This is a genomic window from Shewanella violacea DSS12, from assembly GCF_000091325.1.
Classification (GTDB): domain Bacteria; phylum Pseudomonadota; class Gammaproteobacteria; order Enterobacterales; family Shewanellaceae; genus Shewanella; species Shewanella violacea.
The window spans coordinates 2977848-2995807 of sequence record NC_014012.1 but is presented as its reverse complement, the minus strand read 5'-3'; the positions used below and the strand labels follow the sequence as shown (position 1 = coordinate 2995807).

Below are 17960 nucleotides of genomic sequence, written 5' to 3'. Positions count from 1 at the left end.
TGATCTGTGCAAACAGCTTGAGTCCTGTAGTGAGCTTCTGACTCAAGTTTAAGAGGTGAATTTTGATCTTTAACCTATCAGACTAACCAGTTTTGACCATGAGGCTCGAGCCTAGAGTTTGAGCACTTGAGACCTAGATGGTATAAACATAAGCATAATGATAAATCGTTGATGCTTTTTTATGGGTTAAAATTCACACCCTGTTCATTTATTACCTAAAGTGTCAGATTGTCGGTAGTTACAGTTAATAATGAACTTTATGGTCAAGTATTTTCCTGAGTAATGGCTATTCTATACCTTCTACTTACTTAAGGAGAAAGTTATGAAAGTCATCAATCTATTACCTATCATGGTCGCGTTTATCGGCATATCTGCCTCGGCAATGGAGATATCGAGTCAAGATATCCAAGAAGGCCAGCTTATGGGCAAGAGATTTGAATTCTCAGGTATGGGCTGCAAAGGCGGTAATCTTTCTCCCCAGCTTTCCTGGACTAAGGTGCCGCCTGGTACTAAGAGCTTCGCTATCACAGCTTATGATCCTGATGCACCAACAGAAAGTGGCTGGTGGCATTGGACAGTATTAAATATTCCCGTATCAACACTCAGCTTGCCACAGGGCGCATCGGGTAAGGTATCTGTGGGATTAGAGACTCGCACAGATTTTGGTAAGCCCGGCTTTGGCGGGGCATGTCCGCCCAAGGGCGATGGCATGCACAGATATCAGTTCACTGTGTGGGCATTGCCGCAAGCTAAGATAGATCTACCTGCTGACATTTCGCCCGCAGTCGTGGGGTACACACTTAATAGTATGGTGATTGAGAAAGCGGTGTTGACGGCCACTTATGTGCGCTAATGAACGCATTTGTTGTTAACGCTTGTATTTATACTCGAGGACTGATGTGATGAAAAAAGTGATCATGGTGAGTCATTATCAGGGCATAGCACCGCAAGCACTGCGTAATGTGCCTGTACATAGCCCAAGTGTTTTTGCGATTAAGCAAGGCCGTAAACTTATGAACTGGCATGAAGAGTCACTTCATATTGGTGGAGGGGACTGGTTGCTCGCATCGGCGGGTAGTCAGCTCACTTTTATCAATGAGCCACACCATCAGCAGTTTAGCTCGGTGCAGATATCATTTTTGCAGCCACCTAGCCAAGACTTGATGGATGAGTTTGAACTTGGTTATAACAAAGAAAAGGGAAAAGAAACCAAGCATAAAGCAAACAAGGAAGCAGGTAAGGCTGGAGTGGCTCAGCCATCGACATATCATAGATTTCATCAGGATCAATCGCCTAAGTTAAGCGTGAATAGTAAGCTGACCTTTGCCTTTGAGCAGCTGCTTGCCATGGAGGCGGAGGATTTAAGTACTCAAGTGCAGAGTTACTATCTGAATGGATTTTATCGGCAACTATTGGAAGCGGGTGCATTAGAGCAACTTTTCCCCCGTGATTCGCCATTTTTGCGGGAGAGACTCAGCCGATATTTGGCACAAAGCCCAGGGCATGATCATCATATAGAGCGAGTCTGTCGGCATTTCTTCATGAGCAAGTCGACACTGACACGTCATCTGGCACTGGAGGGCACTTCGTTCAGGCAGGTACTGGGTGAAGTGCGTATGCTACACGGCTTGAGTTTGATGCAGCAGCAAACTTACCGACAGGTCGACTTAGCCTTGCTCTGTGGTTATCAGTCGGAGTCTCGTTTTTCCCAACGCTTTCGCAAACAATTTGGTGTTACCCCCAAACGCTATATGAAGACAGTCAGGCGCTAGCTGCTGTTGCTTCTTTATGTCTGTACAGTTTCTTTTGGCATGTGTGCTGCAGCTGGTAAGTGTGGATGACAAGCTTAGTGATCTTAGAGCCTGAGGTCGTGGACAAGTGAATGGACTAACTTACTAACTAACTAATTAACTAATTAACGAACTTAGTCGAAAGTCTTGAATAAGTGTCCCATTAGGCTGATATCTATGTCTCTGTAGTGCGTCTGTTATCACAAAACTAACTCGCGTTGAGCCGCTGGCGTCGATTCTAACAAGGAATGAATCTCTTGCGCTGATATTGATAACATCGCAGATCAAGGGCAAGATCTTAACGTGAATATAGGTGCTGGAAGGTACCGTTCTCAGTTAACGCTATTTATGAGACCGCTCGTCATCTCATAGGGGAAATAACAGGGCTTGATGACTCTAGAAAATAGAGCCATCAAGCAGACTGTATAATACTCTTGCTCTTAGCGGGTTACTCTGAAAAAGATACTGTTAGCAAGTTTTTTGGCGATGCTAAAGTCACAGATACTTATTCAAAAATGCACTGATTTCACCGTAGGCGACTTTTCTGTTATCCGGGTTGTCCAGAAAATGAGTACCGTCTTTTAACTCAATATATCGAACATTAAGTCCTTTTCCCTTTGCCTTACTGTAAAAATCACTGGATTGTCGAAAGTTGACTCGTGTGTCCTTGGTACCATGGATAAGTAAAATAGGGGCTTTTATCTTATCTAGATGCTTGATGGCGGAAACATCTGCGAGGGATTTCTTAGCATCTCTGTCTGCTGGGTCGACAATATTGGCGATATAAGAGTCAGCTCTTTCTTCATCATCGACCATCTCTTCAAGGTCACTGATCCCGGCTATGCTGACGAAGCACTTAAAGGCTTGATTGTCTTGAAATGCAGCGGTGAGGGCGACATAACCACCGTAACTACCACCGACAATACAGGCATCGCCATTAACCAGGTTTTGCTGGTTAAGCCAGCGTACGCCATCCATAACATCTTGCTGCATGCGTCCACCCCATTGATAATAACCAGAGGTTTCAAAATCTGTTCCGAAACCGCTAGAGCCTCGAAAATTGATCTGCAGTACTGCATAACCTTCATTGGCTATAAGTTGTACCAGAGGGTTGAAATATCGGTAGTCTCGACTATGAGGACCACCATGGGGTAATACGACCAATGCAGGCTTACTATCGGGTTGCAAGTTTACCGGCATGGTCAGATAGCCAGGGATTGTTTTTCCATCGGATGCAGAAAACTCTATGGCCTTAACTGAGGCGAGCTGCTGATTTTCCAATTTAGGGTATTGTGAGAACCAGATGCCGCCCTGATTCGCACTGAGATCGAACCAGAAATATTTACCGGGTGAGTTATCTTTGATGGCATAGGCTAACACCTTAGTATTGTTACGGCTCTTACTGGCGATAAACACCTGATAATCTTCCAGTGATGCCTTTACCGTGTCTAACACTTGCCTATCTGTATCTTTGAAGTAGTAGCGTTGCTCAAAGTCATCTGACCAAGTGACGCCGATAAGTTCACCATCTGAGTCATTGATCCCACCGTCTAAATCGTATTTCTCATGACCAAATATTTTCTTTTCAAATTTTCCCGATGCTATATCAAATAGCCAGAGGCTTTGACGTCGGGTTTCTCGGTCACTGAGTACGTAAGCTTTAGTAGCATCTTCAGTGAGTCCCAGTACTGTGAATGTATCGCCTTTACCCATCTGTTTTTGATGTAATTTTTTAAACTTATCATCGGCATTCTTTCGATACCAGATGGTGATAAAGTGACCCTTGTCGGCAAAGAGGCCTTCTTGTTTTTTTATGCCGATACCTAAGCGAACAGTGCCATCATGATCCGCAAACCAGGAATTAATCTCGTAGGTATTTGCTTGATACTTGTCGAAACTACCATCGGTAAGATCGACCTTAAAGAGGCTATATCCCTTGTCTCTGGAATCGTATGTGCTGACAAGAACATGCTCATGATCATTTTTTAAGGTCGAGACTAAAGAGTATGATTGCAGCTTATGCCAAGAGTCTCTCCTGAATCGTCTGTGGGTTAATTCCTTGGCTTTCTTGGTTTTAGTATCTATTGAATAGATCCTCGAGACCCTGCTATAGCTACCGTTATAATGATCAGGATAACTGGTGCCAATAATGACATGTTGATTACCGGACCAACGTACAAAGTCGACTCTATCTCTTGCTTTCTTCAGCTGTGCTAGCGCGGTGACCTTATTGCTTGGGAACTGAGATAGCACCACCATAGGGCCATTAGCCGTGTTGTATATTGACACTATGGATTTACCATCTGGGGAGATCTGAGGTGATTCTAGCAAGGGAAGGGTGCTAAATGACTCTAGCGGAATAGAGGCGGCTATTGCAATCGTATTGAGATTTAGCGCGCACACTAGAGTGATGAGTAGATACTTTATTTTTTTCATGCCTTTACCGAATCAAGTCCATTTGTAAATAAAGTATACAATTATGGGTTTTAATGTTCAATACATGTAACTAGTTATGTATTTAGTACCAAGTGTTCGCTTATATCTGGCCTGCGAGTCCGCAATACAAGCTAGGCCGTCAGGCTAGACTTGATTGCGATTGAGTTTGGTTTTAAAGCTGAAAAACGGCATTAGAGTCCCAGTATAGCTTCAACCTCTATTTTTAAATCGTCACAGAAGAGGCCAGCGACCTTGATTAAGCAACTTGCGGGTAAGTCATCTCCATAGATATCGAAGAGAGTTTTTCGTAATGGGTTAATATCGCTCAAGTCGGTTACAAACAGGGTTACTTTGATCAATGAGGCGTCATGTTGATTCGCTATCAGGCTCAGCTGCATGAATATGGCTCTGGCCTGTTCACAGATATTACCCGTTTGAGCCTGAGTACCAAACGCGGTAAGGCCAGAAGTGTACAGAGTATGCTTGTGAATACTGGCGTGAACGTAAGGCCCGGCAATTTCACCTAACTTGGCATAATTGATGTGTTGAACATTCATATTAATTCCTTTTCGTACAGGGATATTAAGATACTCGATTCTGTGTTTACAGGCTTTTATCCAGCCATGTACAGACTATTTTTTCAGTTAACTTATGCACCTTAGGGGCAAAAATGAAGGAGATGCTTGCAGCTGCGGGCCATGCCAGTATGAAGGCTTTTGCCCATAACCAGATAAAGTTTGGCTGTAGCCCTAAGTTAATCCAGGTTATCCAAAGGGTCATCAGTGAGGAGAGAACAAATGACATTAATAGCGAAAATACAATGCGTTGTTTCATCATTCCTCCTTGTAAGTAACACAGGTTAATTTTTCGATATAGGTCACCTTAGTCAAATTACGATCAAGATAAGCCAAGGTATGCACGGTGTTAAAGTGTGCGCTTAGGGCATCACTATTTACCCAGTGCTCCCATAAGGTAAAGCGAGACGGATTGTCTTGATGCTGCAGCACTTCGAACTTTATACAGCCAGCTTCCTCTACCGTTGATGCTGCCAATGCGTGCAGTGCCTGCCTGACTTCGTCTGTATCTTGGTTTACTTCACTGACCAAGCCCGCATTTATCCATAATTGACCCATATTGCCTCCAGATTGATTTGTTATTTAGTGCATCGATGTTTATTAAGAAAGTTAGACGAGCTTATATGGTTTCGTTTATTATCAATATACGTATTAACCCAATTATAAATTCCATTTATGAAATCATGTTAGATGACATAGCGCTCTATATTCATATCGTTCAGTCACGAGGACTCGCTAGCGCGGCGAAGCGGTTAGGTTTGCCCGCCGCGACGGTGACCCGTCGCCTGCAAAAACTTGAAGCTTCTATCGGTTGTAAGTTGATATATAGATCCGCCCGTCAGTTTGCTGTGACGGCGGAGGGAGAGGTGTATTACCAGGCATTTTATGAGTTGGTACAGACGTTTGAAGCCACACAACGTAGCCTGAGTGCTGAGTTACATTTGCTCAGTGGCAAGCTAAAGGTGCTGGCACCGACCAATATATCCACCGGACTACTGCAGCCCATGTGGTCATCATTTATCAAGTCTTATCCCGATATTCAGCTGGATCTCAGTTTGAATAACGCCAATCAAGATATATTGGCTGCTCAGGCCGATATTGCCCTAAGAATCGGGCCGCAAAAAGATTCTCAGCTATATCAGAAGGGACTGGGTTTCATTCCTACAGTCTTGGTTGCTTCGACAGACTATCTCAACAATCATGGGGCGCCTGAGCAATTGGACGAACTTTCTGACCATAGAATTATCGGGGTCAATAGTATTCCAATATGGACGCTGACTCATAGAGTCAGCGGACATCTGGTGGAGCTCACGCCTAGTATCAATACTTTTGTCAATGATATTAAGGTGGCCAGTCAGTGGGCCTGTGATGGGATCGGTATTGCTTTGTTGCCTATTAGCGAAGTGTACCAAGATTTACATGATGGTAATCTAGTACAGCTACTCACAGATTGGTCAGGTCCCAGAAGAGAGCTATATGCCGTCTGGCCCAGTGGCAGGCTCTTGAGTGCCAAAGCCAAGTGTTTACGGGATTTTATGCTGGATTACATAGAGAAAGATCAGGTGTTACAGACCAATAATATTACCGATAAGCATATTAGATAGAGCATGGCTCTGTGTCTGGATCTGGATTTAGCCATGCTAGTGATCGGATTTTTATGCTTTTAAAATCCAGGGGGTTTTAAAAGTGAGATAAAAGGTCGGGTTATGACTTTACAAAATGCAGTAAACGATTGTTTGCAGGCATGGAATGATCGCCTACTAATCTCAGTCCTTGTGTCTCAGCGAGCTCAATTATCCATTCAATGTCACGTATGGCGCTTCTCGGGTCCTGCTGCGCGAGCCAGATATCGAACCTGGCATTACTTTCGCTAGTATAGCTAGCGTCGTAATTGAACGGGCCATAAATACATAGGTTTCCTTGGGCACGTAGACGTTCCCCTATGCCAATAAAGAAGGCTTCGACCATCTCCTTAGCCATGATATGCAAGGTGTTAGCGGTAAAAATACCATCAAGTTCCTCTTGCCCACTGATGAGCGGCCAAGGTTGAGTTACGTCCAGTATTAATGGGCCTTGGATATTGGCGATGGGATCTGTGTTGGCAATGCCTTGGGAACGTGCTTGCTCGAGCTGCGCCTTAATGCCGACGTGATAGCATGCTTGATCGCTGGTTTGCCAAGTCAGATGTGGCAGTGCTTGAGCGAAATACACGGCGTGCTGAGCCGTTCCTGTACCTATTTCTAATACAAGCTTCGATGATGAAAAGACCTGGCTAATGACTTCGAGTATTGGGGCCTTGTTGTTTTCACATGCTTGAGAAAAGGGCACTGCTGACATAAATAGAAACCTTAATGGGATAGCTTACTTAGTTACAACTAACTTTGTAAATAAATGGAATATAAACAGACGAATACATTACTTAAGGATACTGTATCTTGGAACTGGAATTTAGCAAACCTCTAAGTAGACATTGTTCAGCTTGATGTTTTATATTTTAAATGAGCAAAGGGGGTAAAAGGATTAAAGATGAAGCTCTTCAATGTAGATAGATATCATGTACAGCAGATGATGACTTGGTTTACCGATGAGGCCTCTCTGCGCAATTGGGCTGGACCTGGTTTTCGCTATCCTTTCACCGATACCAGTTTTATCGAAGATCTTAAGCTAGACGATTTCATCTCATTTTCCCTCATCAGCTGTGATGGAGAGTTAGCCGGGTTTGGCCAGTTTTATCGACGCAATGATAGGTGTCATCTTAGTCGTTTGGTCATAGCGCCGGCCTTTCGCGGTAAAAGATGTTTATCGGGCAGGTTTGAACATCAAAAAATTAGCCATATCCTGATAGCGCTCTTGAGTGAGTTTGCTTGTCAGCATTTAGAGATAGCGCCTAAGCCTGGCAACCTATCCTTGTTTGTCTTACGCCATAACTTACCCGCGTTGAATCTTTATCTGAGCCTAGGTTTTGAAGAAACTCAATACCCAGAGCCTATCGGGCTGGAAGCTTGTCTCTATCTGGTGAAATAGATAATCGTGAAATAAATAGTCGCTAAATAAAAAGGAATAAGATGTCTGAATACTGTGCAAGAGTGATCTGGAGCAGGCAAGAGTCTGAAAACTTTGTCGATAACCAATATAGCCGTGGGCATGAGTGGCAGTTCGAGGGCGGGGTAATAGTACCCGCCTCATCTTCTATTCATATTGTGCCTCAGCCTTTCTCTATTGAAACCAATGTCGATCCCGAAGAAGCCTTTGTGGCTTCACTGTCTAGCTGTCATATGCTGTTTTTTCTCTCTATTGCCGCCAAGCGTAAATTTGTCATCGATAATTACACCGACAATGCCCTTGGGGTGATGAGCAAAAATGCTCAAGGGAAAATGGCCATGACCAAGGTTATCTTGAGACCTAAAGTGCAATTTTCAGGGGATAAACAGCCTAGTCTGCAGCAGCTAGAGAAGATGCACCATCAATCCCATGAGCAGTGTTTTATCGCTAACTCGGTTAAGACTGAAGTGATCACTGAAATAGTGCTTACATAAGCAGCCATGAGAGGCGCTAGCAAGCGTTAGATATGGTGAATTCTCAATAACGAGAAGAGTCATGGCGGCTTATTGCTGGCCTTTGTTAACTCAAAGAATAACCAAGGAAAAGTGTTAGATGAAGTCTTACCTCTATTATATTTGTGATGTCTTTACCGATAAACGTTTTGGTGGTAATCAATTAGCCGTATTGCCGGATGCACAAGGATTAACTTCTGAGCAGATGCAGCAGATAGCCCGTGAGTTTAACTTTCCTGAGAGCACCTTCGTGTTTCCAGCCGAGCTGGGTAACACGAGAAAGGTACGAATTTTCACCCCATCTACCGAGGTGCCCTTTGCTGGACATCCCAATGTTGGCACCGCCTTCTTATTGGCTAAGACGGGTCAGCTTGATACGCAAGATAAAAAACAGCTACTGCAAACAATTACCTTCGAGGAGAAGGCTGGTCTGGTACCCATCTCCATAGCGCAGCAAGCTGATGGCGCTATTTTCTGTGAACTCAATGCGCCAGAGGCTGTCTCCTTAGGACAAAATATCGATGCGTCTCTCGTTGCCGAGGCGCTGTCGCTAAATCTTGATGATATCCAGCTTAGCACCCATCAACCTATCGTTGCCTCGGTTGGTTTGCCATTCCTCATTGTTGAGCTTATGAGTTTAGATGCATTAGCAAGAGCGAGAGCTAAGTTGGACGCGTTCGAGAAGATACAAGCCATAGGCGTAACCCCGGATATTCATCTCTATGTAAAACGAGATGAAGCGTCAAAAGCAGAGCTGCAGTTTGATATCCAGGCTCGCATGTTTGCCCCATTCGATGGTGTGCCGGAAGATCCGGCTACCGGCAGTGCCAACTGTGCATTAGCTGGATTACTAGCGCATTATTCAAGTTTGCAAGAGGGCATGTTGCATTGGACCATAGCCCAAGGCGTCGAGATGGGCCGTCCCAGCGTGCTTAAGGCTAGAGCGCTTAAACAAGCTGGCCAAGTTATCGATACCTGGATTGGCGGTAACAGTGTGCTGGTGAGTAAAGGTGAGCTATATCTGGACTGACATTAATAATCTTTGATTAACTTTAAATATAAGTTCTGTCGTGGAAGGAAAAGAGAAGGAGATAAAATGTACCTGGGAAAATGCCTCTGCGGTGAAGTTGAAGTGACAATTGAAGGTGAGATCTCTGACATCATACATTGTCATTGTTCCTTGTGCCGCAAGAACAGCTGCACGGCGTATGCCACTAATGGTTTCGTCAATAGTGCCGATTTTAGTGTGACTAAAGGCCAAGATAAATTGAGCCAGTTTAGTGTTAAACCCGGTCGTAGGCGTTATTTTTGTCAGCTTTGTGGCTCTCCTGTATTTAGTTCAAACAGCGATGATGTCAGCCGCATTCGGTTGCGCCTGGGGATATTAGATTCAGATATTGTTGAAAGGCCCATTTCCCATAACTTTGTGTCATCGAAAGCGAGCTGGGAACAGCTAGACGCTGAGTTACCTAGATATGATGGTTTCGAACCTAATCGTAAGTGATGTAGAAGGGTATGAAAGTGACTGCTGTTAAAAGAGATGAGTTTATTGCGCAAAGCCGGAAAATATACACTGCTGTTGAGTAAACTTATCCGGATAGCCCTGTGGTGCAGGGAGATGAAGCATGGCTCAAAGAGGCAAAAAAGAAAATAGTTTAAGTGCCGTACCCCTTAGAATTTATGAGTGAAAAACTTCAACCTAGGGTGCTAAATTGGTTTTTACTGCTATATTTTGAGTGATAGGTAAATTAAATATTGTGAGTTTACGTTCTAGGAAGGGACTGTTAATTGCAATATCTCATGAGCTAACTTAGGTAGACGTAAAGCTCATACAGTAAAATACAGGGAAGTAGCATGATTAAATATCGAGTTCCAAGCCAGCAAATCCATCATGTTATTTGGGCACTCTCCTTCACGATTTTCATTTTTACTACTTTTTGGTCGGTATTGATTGTTGAATATTTTGACCCTGACTCCTATTTGTGGCAACAGTTAGAACAAGCCACATTTGTAGATACTTATTCGACTGCAGAAGGTGTGGTAGACCATTTATTGAATGCGGTATTATTCAGCGCATTTGTGAGTGTTATAGCTTATATTTTACTAAAATATCTGAGTGTTAGAGTCTCGCAAGGGAGTTTACCCGAGGGGTTTTACACCCAAAGCTCCTGGTTAGATATCGAAAATAAATATTTAGTGCTAATCCAAGCAGACGAGCTGGTTTTTTTCGAGTTCGAACGTAGAATGGCTAAACGGCTACAAATCAAATATCAGCATGATGCGTCAGTTGATGACCTCATTGCATTGGCCGATCCCAAAACTGTGCGGCGAATTCCCTTCGATGAAATATCTGAATTGGTGAGTGACCACAATTCTGATATTTTCTATGTAAAGCATAAAGATAAACGACATAGGCTGGTTTTCCTTAATCAGGCGGTTAAAGCTCATGCCTTGGAGTTGGTGCAACTCTTATTGCCAGAAGAGTTGGAATATCATAGGAATGAACGGACCAGATTCAAAGCTGCACTTCCCTTTCTTGCGGTGTTTATAGGCCTTGCCTTATTAGCAATGGCTATTGATATTATTGTTATTCGTTATTTTGTCGGCTTACTCACCTTATTCTTGGTAATGCCGAAATTGTGCACCAATTATCTGGACCCTAAGGTCACTGAAATCTGGCGGAAAAATGAGATAAGAGTCTGATAAAATTAGGCTGGCCATTAAGTGATATTAAAAAGGCTCCCTTGGGAGCCTTAAATTTAGTTAAGCAGGGTTTAAGTCTTACTTAGTGATAGCTTGGCTTGTTAAGTCTATATTGTAGATGGCGAAACCAAACTCATCAGTTAAATCAGCACGTTTAGTTAAATGGCGTGACTGGTTATCTATAATAAACTTGTCTGCGAGAGCACTGTCTTGGGTTTCGAAACGAATATCTAACTTAGTGCTGGTGTTGATCGTAACGAAGTCCCAGTTGTTGTCCGCTGTTGGATCGACTTGACCATGTTCTGCAGTTTCATCTGTGATGTACTGAGCCAGAGCTTCACGGTTGCTATCCGGTAGCTCCATTATGACGTGATCTGAACCTGTACCTGCAAATTTACCACCGAATGCACGGTAGTTGTTTGTCGCTATTATGAACTCTTTGTTAGCAAATTCAGCGCCTGTGATTGATATTCCGTCCTGGATATAAGCGAGATCGACGATACGGTTGGCACTGGCGTCAAGGAGTGCGCAATCACCATCAAACTTAGTCGGTTGAGTCACATCAATCTTGTAGGTGACGCCATCGATCACATCGAAGTTGTAGCTTCTGTGTGTGTCCCAATTGATTAAATACTGCGGCTCTGTAGAGCTTGCTGATATTTGATTAAATTGGTTTGCACTGCACTCTAGCCAATCTTTAACTTCGGCACCTGTGACTTTTACTACAACCATGGTATTTGGATATAGATAAAGATCTGCTGCATTTTTGTAGGTCAAATCGCCAGCTGGAACTTGCACATAGGAGTCTGCATCTGCAGTAGTGCTGTGACGTCCACCAGCTTTAAAAGGTGCGGCGGCAGATAAAACCGGAATATCTTTTAACGCGGGAGTGAGGTTCGCCTTTACTTTGGCTATCTGGGCATCGGAGACAATCTGCACCGAGGGATCATCTTGCACCAAAGTGAGGAAGCTATACATGTCGGCAGACGCTTTACCTATGGGCTGGTTGACATAGTTAAGCGTACCTTGGTGTTCGATTGCAACGGCGTCTCGAATACCATTATCGGCACTGACTAATTCAGGTTCATCAGCATTTTTGTCATAGATAGGCGCGGCTTTAGCAGTGCGGTCGATAATCAGCCAGGCACCGTCTTGCATCTCAAGTTTTAGATCGACAATACCTAAGTTATCCCCCCAACGACCAGGCATGACGGCTGCCACGCCATTGATAGTCCCTTTGTCTAGATCGGCATTTTCAAGGCCTTCAAATGTTGCCGATGGAAATACTGAGTGGCTGTGACCAAAGGTTATTACATCTATGTCATCAACCAGAGACAGTGCATAGGTGGCGTTTTCATCGTTGACATCGACCGGGTTTGAAGGTGTGCCCACGCCAGAATGTGGAATCGCGACGATAACATCTGCGCCCTCAGCTTTCATCTGTGGAATGAACTTTTCAGCGGCTTCAATAATCCCCATCACAGAAACTTTACCCGAGAGGTTTTGTTTATCCCAGAGTAATATTTGAGGTGGCACGAAGCCGATATAGCCAATTTTAATCGTTTGCTGATTGCCATTGCTGTCGATAACCGATTTTTCTTCGATGATGTAAGGGGTGAATAAGTTATCGCCTTTTTCTTTGCCTTCCCAGCAATCGGCTTCACATAAGACGTTAGCGTTTATGTAAGGGAAGTCAGCGCCATTTATGGCTTGGCTCAAGAAATCCAGGCCATAGTTGAACTCATGGTTACCTATATTTCCTACTGAGTAGCCGAGAGTGTTCATGGCTTTATACGCTGGGTGAGTGTCACCTAGGGTGTTATCACGTTTAAAGTTAGCTGCAATGAAGTCGCCCATAGGGCTGCCTTGTAATAAGTCACCATTGTCGACTAACACGAAGTTGCTAGCTTCAGCACCGTGCTGTTTAATCAGGGTGGCCGTTCGAGCAAGACCTATGCTTGGGTCATACTTAGTTTTGTAATAATCATAATCCATGATGTTGGCATGAAGATCACTGGTTTCAAGAATACGAAGATCCACTTGAATTGCTGGGACGTCATTATCATCAGAACCACAAGCCACAAGGCCAAGTGTTGAAGCGATAACTACTGCTAAAAGTTTTTTATTAAACATATCCATCATTCTCATTTATTTAAGACCCCGAGGCACGACTCTTGTTATTAAGTCGCAGCCCATGTAACCAGCGTGATATTTCTTGTGATGTCACTGAAGGTGTTTGGTAATTATATGCTGAGAAAGTTTCAGTAATGTGATGTAGGACAAGGGGTTGATGCTTTGCGTGAGATCTAGGTATCGTTTGGCTTAAATTTAACCAGAGGTGTATCACTGCTTTGATTCGTATATTGCGCCGCTGTTATTTAGGTTTTTGGTATGTTTAAAATATTGGCGTGTGGAGCCAGAAAATAAAAGAGCCCTAAAAAGGGCTCTTATTTAAATCTAAGCAATGACAGACGTCATATTTGTGCTCTTGGCTTATTTAGTCAGCAGACCACGGCTGCGAAGTAGTGGGTCGATGCCCGCTTCTTTGCCGCGGAACTGCTTGTAAAGTAACATAGGATCTTCACTGCCACCTTGAGACAAGATGTTGTTTCTGAAGGCTTCAGCTGTTGTTTGGTCGAAGATACCGTTCTCTTTAAAGGCTTCGAATGCATCGGCACCTAAGATATCAGACCAGAGGTAGCTGTAGTAACCGGCTGAGTATCCACCAGAGAAGATGTGCGAGAAGTAAGTACTGCGGTATCTAGGTGCTATCTCATTGATAAGACCCATCTTGTTGAGTGACTCGGCTTCAAATTTCGCCGCATCTTTTGGGGTGAAATCGGTCACTGTGTGCCAATCTAGATCCAGCTTAGTCGCGGCCATATATTCAACGGTAGCGAAACCTTGGTTGAACTTGCTCGCAGCCTGAATTTTCTGTACTAATTCCTGAGGGATCACTTCACCCGTCTTATAATGCTTAGCGAACTGAGCCAATACTTCAGGTTGAGTCATCCAATTTTCCATCACTTGAGATGGAAACTCGACGTAATCACGAGGAACTGAAGTTCCAGCTTGAGAGCGATACTGAACATCTGACAACATGCCATGAAGGGCGTGACCAAACTCATGGAACAGGGTGCTGGCTTCATCGAATGTGAGTAAGGCTGGCTCATCACCCGCTGGGCGAGGGTAGTTAAGTACGTTGACTATGATAGGCTTAGAATCGACGCCATTCATATTGTACTGCTGACGGTAAGAGTTCATCCATGCACCACCACGCTTGCTGTCGCGTACGTAGTAGTCGCCCATGAAGATGGCCATCAGAGTTCCGTCTTTGTCATAGACTTCCCAAGTACGCACTTCATCATGGTATTTAGGCAGATCGGTACGTTCCTTGACTGTGATGCCAAATAAACGGTTAGCCGTGTAGAACACACCTTTAAGGGTATTTTCTAGGGAGAAGTATGGGCGGGTTTGCTGCTCGTTGAAGCTGTACTTAGCCACACGGATCTTGTCTGAGTAGTACCACCAATCCCAACCTGCTAGTTTGAAATCGCCGCCTTCAGAGTCGATAAGCTCTTGCATCACATCAACTTCAGCTTCTGCCTGGGCAAGTGCTGCGGGCCAAACCTTGTTGAGTAACTCATAGACATTTTCAGGTGTCTTAGCGGTACGTTCTTCCAGTACGAAATGAGCATGAGTCTTGTAACCCATCAACTGCGCGCGTTCTGCACGTAGTGCAGCCGTCTTAGCTAAGATTTTCTTATTATCATTAGCATTGTCGTTATTACCACGCATGATATAGCCGTTGTAGATCTTTTCGCGAAGTGTGCGACTGTCAGCATAGGTCAAAAATGGTGTGATAGAGGGGCGAGAAGTGGTGAACACCCACTTGCCTTCATGACCACGCTTTGTAGCGGTTTCGGCAGCTGTGTTGATCACATCTTGTGGTAGACCTGAAAGGTCGGCCTTGTTATCGATAACAAGTTCAAATGCGTTAGTTTCGGCTAATAGGTTGTCGCCAAACTCTAGGCCAAGTTTACCAATCTGATCATTGAGACCACGAAGCTTAGTCTTGTCTGCTTCGTTTAGATTCGCGCCGCCTCGAGTGAAAGATTTATAGGTATCATCGAGTAGCTTAGCTTGAGCCGTATTCAGATTCAGGCTATCACGTGAGTCATAAACCGCTTTAACCTTTTGGAACAGTTGGCTGTTTAGTAGTACATCATCGCTGGCCGACGACAGCATAGGAGAGACCTCTTTTGAGATCTTCTGTAGCGCATCGTTGGTGTCGGCACCCGTTAGGTTGTAGAACACGCTGACAACTTTTGAGGTGAGCTCACCTGAAAATTCCATCGCTTCGATAGTATTGATGAAATTTGGTGCTTGGGGGTTATCGATAATTGCTTGAATTTCGGCTTTATGTTGAGCAATACCCGCTTTAAATGCCGGAAGGTAATGTTCAGGTTTGATCTTATCGAAATCTGGAATGCCAAGGTAAGTATCGTAAGGCTTAAAGAAAGGGTTACCCGCATTGTTTTCGATTATTTTTTGCGCTATGACGTTAGGTGCCATGTTTGTGTCGCTGCTTGTGGTTGATGAGCTACAAGCACCTAATGCAAAGGTGAGTGCCATAGCGGTTACTAGTGGTTTGAGGGTTAATCCCTTCATATTTATATCCCCGATTTTTTCAATTTGCTTATGTTGACATATTGTTGCCAAACCCATGATGGGCGAAAACGTGCAGCTTAAGCTAGACGAAAAGTTATTATGATAATTTATACATCAAATACCTTAAGCCGACGTTAAGAGATCTTAAGTATCATGGTTGAAGGTGTTAATGCTATTAAAATAATGTTTTGTTTGTAACGAATATTGATAGCGCCTTATTTTTATACATTCTTTGGCATTTTTAGATAAATGACTAACCACAAGCTTGATAATATCTGAGTGCCGATATAGGTCGGAAGGGGCTTATATTGATGGGTATTAGGGAGTTTAGCTTGTTAAATAAACCGTGATTGGGCCTGGTTATAGCTGGAATCATCGCCTGGTTCGGCTTTAAGGATATTAACTAAGGGAAGCCAGCGCTTCCCTTGATTAATAATCTAGCAAGCTAGATTGTGCTGGGGTCAGTAGCCTAAGGTCAGTGCTCCGGTGCGGCGCGGATCCGATGAACCAAACACGCCTTGATCTGTGACCATAATCGATTGAGTCGATCCCATTGCTCTACTAACGTTGACTTTATGGCCTTTAGCTTCGAGTAGATCTATGGTGTCACGATTAAGACTCTGTTCGACACGTAGCACATCGGGTAACCACTGATGATGCATGCGAGGCGCAGTAGTCGCTTCGGCGATGTTAAGATCATGGTCGATGACATTCATGATGATCTGCATTGTGGTGGTGATGATGCGTGAACCACCTGGGCTGCCGGTGATGATAAAGGGTTTTCCATCTTTCATCACTATGGTTGGGCTCATGGAACTCAGTGGGCGTTTGTTGCCTTCGACTGAGTTTGCTTCACCGCCAACTAAGCCATAACCGTTTGGTGTGCCGGGCTTTGCCGAGAAATCATCCATCTCATTATTAAGTAAGATACCAGTGCCTTTCGCCACTAACCCAGAGCCATAACTGAAGTTGAGGGTATAGGTATTGGATACCGCATTGCCCCATTTGTCGACAACAGAGTAGTGGGTGGTTTGGTTACTTTCATAGGGTGCCAGTTTACCGGGTTTAATTTCACTGCTCGGAGTGGCCTTATTAATTTTAATCTGACCGGCTAACTTACTGGCATAGTCTTTACTGGTTAAAGCCTGTACGGGGACCTTATAGAAATCAGGATCGCCAAGGTATTCACTACGGTCGGCATAGGCGCGTCTCATGGATTCTGCCATCAGGTGCAGAGTCGCTGCGGTATTGTGACCCAGCTTGTCGATAGGAAAGGTCTCTAAAATGTTGAGCATCTCTATGATATGGACGCCGCCAGATGATGGTGGTGGCATAGACACGATTTTATAGCCCCGATAATCTCCGGTTACTGGCTTACGTTCGACAACGTTATACTTTTTTAGATCTTCCAATGTCATGATCCCGCCAGCACCTTGAACGGCTTTAACTAGCTTTTGGGCCGTTTCTCCTTGATAGAAGCCTTTACTGCCTAGCTTGGCAATTAAAGATAAGGAGTGGGCAAGCTCAGTTTGTTTGAAGTTTTCACCTACCTGATAATTGCTGCCGTCTGTCTTATAAAATATCTCGGCAGAGCTTGGCCATTGAGTGATTCGTCTTTTTACTCCGATGAGAGAGGTTGACAGATCTTGTGTGACTGTGATGCCTTCATCCGCCATCTTTATGGCTGCCGCCATCACTTGCTTTAGGGTCATGGTGCCGTATTTTTTAAGGGCGAGTTCCATGCCCATCACAGTACCCGGTACGCCGACAGCCAGGCCGTGCTCGCGGCTCAACTTAGCAACAGCGTCGCCATGCTCATTGATAAAGAGGTCTCTATGGGCTTTCGATGGCGCCATTTCACGATAATCTATGGCAATAGTCTTGTTGGGCTCGGCGAGATGAACCAGCATGAAGCCACCGCCACCTATGTTACCTGCACGCGGTAAGGTAACAGCCAATGCAAAGCCCACAGCCACGGCGGCATCGACAGCGTTACCGCCTAGTTTTAAAATCTCTACGCCTGCTCGAGTTGCCAATGCTTCTTGACTCGACACCATGCCATGTTTAGCCCAAACGGGTTGCGCGGTTGCCATGTAGCTGTATATTGAAGACTCGGCGGCGTGTACGGGAGCGACATGAAATGCCGAGGATAAGCCGAGTAAAGGTACGGCTACTGACATAGCGACGAATAAGCGTTTTAGCGAGTGCATTGAGATCCCCTTTTCTTATGT

General features: G+C 44.4%; 16 protein-coding genes. 8 read left to right on the top strand and 8 right to left on the bottom strand.

Features of this window, described 5'->3' with window-relative positions; translation table 11 throughout:
• Window positions 1–322: 322 nt before the first annotated feature.
• Both SVI_RS12470 and SVI_RS12465 read left to right on the top strand, forming a co-directional pair.
• Window positions 323–853 carry a YbhB/YbcL family Raf kinase inhibitor-like protein gene (locus SVI_RS12470; RefSeq protein ID WP_013051910.1) on the top strand — a complete coding sequence of 177 codons (531 nt, stop codon included), beginning with the start codon at window positions 323–325 and terminating at the stop codon, window positions 851–853.
• 49 nt (window positions 854–902) lie between these two features.
• Window positions 903–1772, top strand: a complete 870-nt coding sequence (locus SVI_RS12465) for a helix-turn-helix domain-containing protein (protein WP_041419918.1) — start codon at window positions 903–905, stop codon at window positions 1770–1772.
• A gap of 513 nt (window positions 1773–2285) precedes the next feature.
• Here the strand turns inward: SVI_RS12465 and SVI_RS12460 are convergent.
• The 4 genes from SVI_RS12460 to SVI_RS12445 all read right to left on the bottom strand — a co-directional run bounded on the left by SVI_RS12460 (window position 2286) and on the right by SVI_RS12445 (window position 5359).
• Window positions 2286–4226, bottom strand: a complete 1941-nt coding sequence (locus SVI_RS12460) for an alpha/beta hydrolase family protein (RefSeq protein WP_013051908.1) — start codon at window positions 4224–4226, stop codon at window positions 2286–2288.
• A gap of 191 nt (window positions 4227–4417) precedes the next feature.
• Window positions 4418–4783 carry a RidA family protein gene (locus SVI_RS12455; protein ID WP_013051907.1) on the bottom strand — a complete coding sequence of 122 codons (366 nt, stop codon included), beginning with the start codon at window positions 4781–4783 and terminating at the stop codon, window positions 4418–4420.
• 46 nt (window positions 4784–4829) lie between these two features.
• On the bottom strand, window positions 4830–5063 hold the full coding sequence (locus SVI_RS12450) for a DUF2798 domain-containing protein (protein WP_231847717.1): 234 nt from the start codon (window positions 5061–5063) through the stop codon (window positions 4830–4832).
• Complete coding sequence (locus tag SVI_RS12445; protein ID WP_013051905.1) at window positions 5060–5359, bottom strand: putative quinol monooxygenase; 300 nt, start codon at window positions 5357–5359, stop codon at window positions 5060–5062. The genes SVI_RS12450 and SVI_RS12445 overlap by 4 nt, the downstream gene beginning before the upstream one ends.
• Before the next feature lie 65 nt (window positions 5360–5424).
• Here SVI_RS12445 and SVI_RS12440 point away from each other — a divergent pair, with 65 nt between their 5' ends.
• Window positions 5425–6405, top strand: coding sequence for a LysR family transcriptional regulator (locus SVI_RS12440; protein WP_013051904.1), 981 nt, complete (start codon window positions 5425–5427; stop codon window positions 6403–6405).
• A 100-nt stretch (window positions 6406–6505) separates the two neighbouring features.
• Here the strand turns inward: SVI_RS12440 and SVI_RS12435 are convergent, their stop codons facing one another.
• The gene (locus SVI_RS12435; protein ID WP_013051903.1) at window positions 6506–7138 is read right to left on the bottom strand and encodes a DUF938 domain-containing protein; all 633 of its coding nucleotides are present in this window, start codon (window positions 7136–7138) and stop codon (window positions 6506–6508) included.
• A gap of 189 nt (window positions 7139–7327) precedes the next feature.
• On the opposite strand from SVI_RS12435, the gene SVI_RS12430 reads away from it, so the two are divergent.
• The 5 genes from SVI_RS12430 (at window position 7328) to SVI_RS12410 (ending at window position 11058) form a co-directional block, all read left to right on the top strand.
• Window positions 7328–7825, top strand: a complete 498-nt coding sequence (locus tag SVI_RS12430; protein WP_013051902.1) for a GNAT family N-acetyltransferase — start codon at window positions 7328–7330, stop codon at window positions 7823–7825.
• A 41-nt stretch (window positions 7826–7866) separates the two neighbouring features.
• Window positions 7867–8337: an OsmC family protein gene (locus SVI_RS12425; protein WP_013051901.1), complete on the top strand. Its 471-nt coding sequence runs from the start codon at window positions 7867–7869 to the stop codon at window positions 8335–8337.
• A gap of 118 nt (window positions 8338–8455) precedes the next feature.
• Window positions 8456–9385, top strand: coding sequence for a PhzF family phenazine biosynthesis protein (locus tag SVI_RS12420; RefSeq protein WP_013051900.1), 930 nt, complete (start codon window positions 8456–8458; stop codon window positions 9383–9385).
• 66 nt (window positions 9386–9451) lie between these two features.
• Window positions 9452–9859: a GFA family protein gene (locus tag SVI_RS12415; protein ID WP_013051899.1), complete on the top strand. Its 408-nt coding sequence runs from the start codon at window positions 9452–9454 to the stop codon at window positions 9857–9859.
• Window positions 9860–10209: 350 nt separating this feature from the next.
• Complete coding sequence (locus SVI_RS12410) at window positions 10210–11058, top strand: hypothetical protein (RefSeq protein WP_013051898.1); 849 nt, start codon at window positions 10210–10212, stop codon at window positions 11056–11058.
• 78 nt (window positions 11059–11136) lie between these two features.
• Here the strand turns inward: SVI_RS12410 and SVI_RS12405 are convergent, their stop codons facing one another.
• The 3 genes from SVI_RS12405 to ggt form a co-directional block, all read right to left on the bottom strand.
• On the bottom strand, window positions 11137–13191 hold the full coding sequence (locus tag SVI_RS12405) for a bifunctional 2',3'-cyclic-nucleotide 2'-phosphodiesterase/3'-nucleotidase (RefSeq protein WP_041420337.1): 2055 nt from the start codon (window positions 13189–13191) through the stop codon (window positions 11137–11139).
• A 360-nt stretch (window positions 13192–13551) separates the two neighbouring features.
• The gene (locus SVI_RS12400) at window positions 13552–15729 is read right to left on the bottom strand and encodes a M3 family metallopeptidase (RefSeq protein ID WP_041419917.1); all 2178 of its coding nucleotides are present in this window, start codon (window positions 15727–15729) and stop codon (window positions 13552–13554) included.
• A 461-nt stretch (window positions 15730–16190) separates the two neighbouring features.
• Window positions 16191–17939 carry a gamma-glutamyltransferase gene (ggt, locus tag SVI_RS12395; protein ID WP_013051895.1) on the bottom strand — a complete coding sequence of 583 codons (1749 nt, stop codon included), beginning with the start codon at window positions 17937–17939 and terminating at the stop codon, window positions 16191–16193.
• Between the last annotated feature and the right edge of the window lie 21 nt (window positions 17940–17960).